The organism is Arthrobacter agilis, from assembly GCF_002953615.1.
In the GTDB taxonomy this organism is placed as follows: domain Bacteria; phylum Actinomycetota; class Actinomycetes; order Actinomycetales; family Micrococcaceae; genus Arthrobacter_D; species Arthrobacter_D agilis_B.
Genome location: NZ_CP024915.1, coordinates 1,707,211 through 1,711,695 on the forward strand (window position 1 = coordinate 1,707,211; position 4,485 = coordinate 1,711,695).

Genomic DNA, 4,485 nt, shown 5'->3' on the forward strand with positions numbered 1-4,485 from the left:
ATGGCGGCGGCCCCCGGGAAGGGAACCGCCGCTGTCGTCCTCCGGTCGGCGCGGTGGGCGCCGCCGTGGTGGGCCGCTATGCGACCTCGGGAGGCAGCACGAGTCCGGCGCCGGGGATCGCCGCGAGCAGCGCCTGCGTGTAGGCGGTCTTCGGGTTGTCGAACACCTCGTCCGTGGTCCCCTGCTCGACGAGCCTGCCCTTCTCCATGACGGCCACGGAGTCGGCGATCTGCCTCACCACCGCGAGGTCGTGGGTGATGAAGAGGTAGCTCAGGCCGAGATCGGACTGCAGGTCGGCGAGCAGGTTCAGGATCTGCGCCTGCACCAGCACGTCGAGCGCCGAGACGGCCTCGTCGCAGATCACGACCTCCGGGTCCAGGGCCAGGGCGCGGGCGATCGCCACGCGCTGGCGCTGGCCGCCGGACAGCTCGTTGGGGAAGCGCTGCATCATCGCGGACGGCAGTGCCACCTGGTCGAGCAGCTCGCGTACCTTCTTCTCCCGGCTCTTCGCGTCCCCCACCCCGTGGACACGGAGGGGCTCCTCGATGGTCCGGTAGATGTTGTACATCGGATCGAGCGAACCGTAGGGGTCCTGGAAGATCGGCTGCACACGGCGGCGGAAGTCGAACATCTCCTTGCGTCCGAGCGTGGTGATGTCCACGCCGTCGAAGCGGATGCTGCCCGAGGTCGCCCCTTCCAGCCCGAGGACCATCTTCGCGACGGTCGACTTGCCCGAGCCGGACTCGCCGACAACGGCGGTCGTGGTGCCGCGTGCGATCGAGAAGGACACCTTGTCCACCGCGGTGAACTCCGTGGACTTGCCCCAGTTCCCGCGGATCTTGAAAACCTTCGTCAGGTCCTCGACCTCGATCACCTTGTCCGGTGAAGCACTCTTCGCTGACGCCGGGGCGAGCAGGTCCTCCGTCTCGATGCCGGCCCGCTTCGCCGACTCGATGCGGCGGGACGCGATCGACGGCGCGGACGCCACGAGCTTCTGCGTGTACGGGTGGCGCGGGTTGGTCAGCAGTTCGAGGGCGGGACCCGCCTCGACGACCTGCCCCTTGTACATGACGATCACCTTGTGCGCGCGCTCGGCCGCGAGGCCGAGGTCGTGCGTGATGAGCAGCACGGCGGTGCCGAGCTCCTCGGTCATGGTGTCCAGGTGGTCGAGGATCTGCCGCTGCACGGTGACGTCCAGGGCCGACGTCGGCTCGTCGGCGATGAGCAGCCGCGGACGGCAGGACAGTCCGATGGCGATGAGGGCACGCTGGCGCATGCCGCCCGAGAACTCGTGCGGGTACTGGTTCGCGCGCGACTCGGCGTCGGGCAGGCCCGCCTCCGAGAGCACCTTCGCCACGTCCTGCGGGCCGCTCGGCAGGCCGTTGGCCTTCAGGGTCTCCCTGACCTGGAAACCGATCTTCCACACCGGGTTCAGGTTGGACATGGGGTCCTGCGGCACCATGCCGATGGAGGAACCCCGGAGCTCGATGATGCGCTTCTCCGACGCGGAGGTGATGTCCTCCCCGTCGAAGATGATGCTGCCGTTCGAGACGCGGCCGTTGGCGGGCAGGAGGCCGATGGCGGCGAGCGCCGTCGTCGACTTGCCGGAGCCCGACTCCCCCACGATCGCGACGGTCTCGCCGGGCATCACGGTCAGGTGCGCGTTGCGCACCGCCGGGACGTCCCCGTTCGACGTCGAGAAGGTGATGGCGAGGTCGCGGAGTTCGAGCAGCGGCTGCGGCATGCCCGACCGCGCTGCGGCCCTTGCGTTGCTGGTGCTGTGGCTCATCGTTTGCGTGCCTTCGGATCGAGAGCGTCACGCAGGGCGTCGCCCAGCATGATGAAGCTCAGAACGGTGATCGACAGCGCGAGGCCCGGCCAGAAGATGGCCATGGGGTTGCTGCGCAGCGACGGCTTCGCGGAGAAGATGTCGTTCCCCCACGACATGACGTCCGGCGGCAGTCCGATGCCGAGGAACGACAGCGTCGATTCCGCCACGATGAACGTGCCGAGGGAGATCGTCGCGATGACGATCACCGGTGCGAGCGCGTTCGGGATGACGTGCTTGACGAGGGAGCCCAGCGGCGAGACGCCGAGGGACCGCGCGGCCGTCACGAAGTCGGCGGTGCGCACCTCGATGACCGCCGCACGCGTGATGCGCGCGATCTGCGGCCAGCCGAACGTCACGAGGATGACCACCAGCGTCCACACGTTGCGGTTCTGCTGGAAGACGGGAAGCTGCACCACGACGATCGCACCGAGGATCAGCGGCAGGGCGAAGAAGATGTCGCCCACGCGGGCGAGGACCGCGTCCACCCAGCCGCCGAAGAAGCCGGCCAGCGCGCCGATCAGCCCTCCGATGAGGACCACGCCGAGCGTGGCGAACAGACCCACGGTGAGGGAGGACTGCGTGCCGTAGACGACGCGCGAGAGGATGTCGCAGCCCTGCACGGTGAAGCCCAGCGGATGGCCGGGGGCCGGCCCGCCGTCGGAGTTCTCGAGCAGGCAGTTCTCGTTCGGCGGCTCGTTCGTGAAGATGCCGGGGAACAGCGCCACGAAGACCACTGCGAGGATCAGGACGGCGCTGATGAGGAACAGCGGCTGCTTGCGCAGGCTGCGCCACGCCTCGCCCCACAGGCTGCGGGGCGCGGCGTCGGACACCGCGCTGTCGGTTGCCCGCACCGGTGTCTCGTCGGGGTCCGCCACGAAGTGTTCGATCGGGTAGGCGGACTTCTTGGTGCGTGCCACGGGGGTGGGTGCCTCGGTGGGAGCTTGCGTCCCGGTGGAGGTGGGTGTTGGTTCAGGCATATCGAATCCTTGGGTCCAGCCACGCGTACAGGAGATCCACCAGCAGGTTCGCGAGGCAGAAGATGAGGATCAGGAACGTGACGATCGAGACGACCATCGGTCCGTCTCCGTTCAGCACGGCACGGTAGAGGGTGTTGCCGACGCCGTTGACGTTGAAGATTCCTTCGGTGACGATCGCGCCGCCCATGAGGGCGCCGAGGTCGGCTCCGAGGAAGGTCACCACGGGGATCAGCGAGTTGCGGAGGACGTGCACGACGACGACGCGCCGGCGGCTGACGCCCTTGGCCGTCGCCGTGCGGACATAGTCCGCATTCACGTTCTCGATGATGCTGGTACGAGTCAGGCGCAGGACGTAGGCGAAGGACACCAGGCCGAGGACGACCGCCGGAAGCAGGAGCTCCGTGAAGGTGGCGTCACCGCTGACCGTCGGGTTGGTCCATTGGAGCTTGACCCCGATGAGGAACTGCATCAGGAAGCCGAGCACGAAGATGGGCACGGCGATCACGATCAGGGACAGCACGAGGACGGAGGAGTCGAACAGCCTGCCCTTGCGCAGGCCCGCGATGAGGCCGAAGACGATGCCGAAGACGGCCTCGATGACAAGGGCCATGACGGCGAGCTTCGCCGTGGTCGGGAAGACCTCGGCGATGATGGTGGCGATCGGCCGACCCGAGAAGTTGGTGCCGAGGTCGAACGTCAGCACGCCCTTGAGGTACAGCAGGTACTGGATCCAGAAGGGCTGGTCCAGGTTGTACTGCTCGCGGAGACCCGCGACGACGGCCGGGGTGCAGCCACGCTCGCCGCAGATGGCGGCGGTGGCGTCGCCGGGGAGGCTGAAGACGAGGAAGTACACCAGCAGGGTGGCGCCGAGGAAGACCGGGATCAGCTGCAGGAAGCGTCGGACGATGTACCAGGCCATCAGCGCGCACCTCCCGGTGCGGCGTGCGTCCGGACGGGACGCAGGTGGGGGTTGCTCATGAGGTGGAAAACCTTTTCGTTGGCACGGAAAAGGGGCCTGCCCTGTGCCGGGCAGGCCCCGAGTCCGTTACGGGTTACTTGCCGGTGATGGCGTAGTAGAGCGGAACACCGTTCCAGCCGAACTCGACGTTGTCCACGTTGTTGCTCCAGCCGCCCTGGGCGACCTGGTACCACAGCGGGATGGCCGGGAGGTCCTCGAGGAGCTGCTCCTGGGCCTTGTTCATGGCCTCGTTGCCCTCCTCGACCGAGCTGGCGGCGAGTCCGTCGGTCAGCTCCTGGTCGAACTCCGGGTTGCTGTAGCGGGCATCGTTGGATCCGGCGCCGGTGGCGTAGATCGGTCCGAGGAAGTTGTACAGCGACGGGTAGTCGGCCTGCCAGCCGGCACGCAGGGCACCGGTGAGGGTCTCCTCCGTGGCTTCCGTACGCGCTTCCTTGAAGGTCGCGTACGGCTTGCCCGCGACCTCGATGCCCAGGTTGTTCTTGATGTTGTTCACCACGGCCTCGACCCACGTCTTGTGGTCGCCCTTGTCGGCGTTGTAGCCGATGGTCAGGGGCTGCGACTCGTCGTAGGGCGCGATCTTCTCGGCGTCGGCCCAGAGCTTCTTGGCCTCCTCCGGGTTGTACTCGAGGTTCTCGCTGCCTGGCAGGTCCGCGCTGTAGCCCTCGAGGACGGGAGCGGTGAAGTCCTTCGCAGGTTCA

Annotated in this window: 4 protein-coding genes; all 4 read right to left on the bottom strand. The window is 67.6% G+C overall.

Annotation, left to right across the window (positions count from 1 at the left end; translation table 11 throughout):
* Nucleotides 1-76 precede the first annotated feature (76 nt).
* Nucleotides 77-1,789: an ABC transporter ATP-binding protein gene (locus CVO76_RS08180; RefSeq protein WP_208741612.1), complete on the bottom strand. Its 1,713-nt coding sequence runs from the start codon at nt 1,787-1,789 to the stop codon at nt 77-79.
* Nucleotides 1,786-2,808, bottom strand: coding sequence for an ABC transporter permease (locus CVO76_RS08185; protein ID WP_208741613.1), 1,023 nt, complete (start codon nt 2,806-2,808; stop codon nt 1,786-1,788). Before CVO76_RS08185 ends, CVO76_RS08180 begins: the two co-directional genes overlap by 4 nt.
* On the bottom strand, nt 2,801-3,727 hold the full coding sequence (locus CVO76_RS08190) for an ABC transporter permease (protein WP_208741614.1): 927 nt from the start codon (nt 3,725-3,727) through the stop codon (nt 2,801-2,803). The genes CVO76_RS08185 and CVO76_RS08190 overlap by 8 nt, the downstream gene beginning before the upstream one ends.
* Before the next feature lie 133 nt (nt 3,728-3,860).
* Nucleotides 3,861-4,485, bottom strand: a 625-nt coding sequence (locus CVO76_RS08195; protein WP_244186270.1) for a peptide ABC transporter substrate-binding protein, incomplete at its 5' end; no start/stop codon positions are given.

What these genes read in the sequence shown, in the direction of transcription:
- CVO76_RS08180 (WP_208741612.1), bottom strand. Translation starts at nt 1,789, where the DNA reads ATGAGCCACAGCACCAGCAACGCAAGGGCCGCAGCGCGGTCGGGCATG.
- CVO76_RS08185 (WP_208741613.1), bottom strand. Translation starts at nt 2,808, where the DNA reads ATGCCTGAACCAACACCCACCTCCACCGGGACGCAAGCTCCCACCGAG.
- CVO76_RS08190 (WP_208741614.1), bottom strand. Translation starts at nt 3,727, where the DNA reads ATGGCCTGGTACATCGTCCGACGCTTCCTGCAGCTGATCCCGGTCTTC.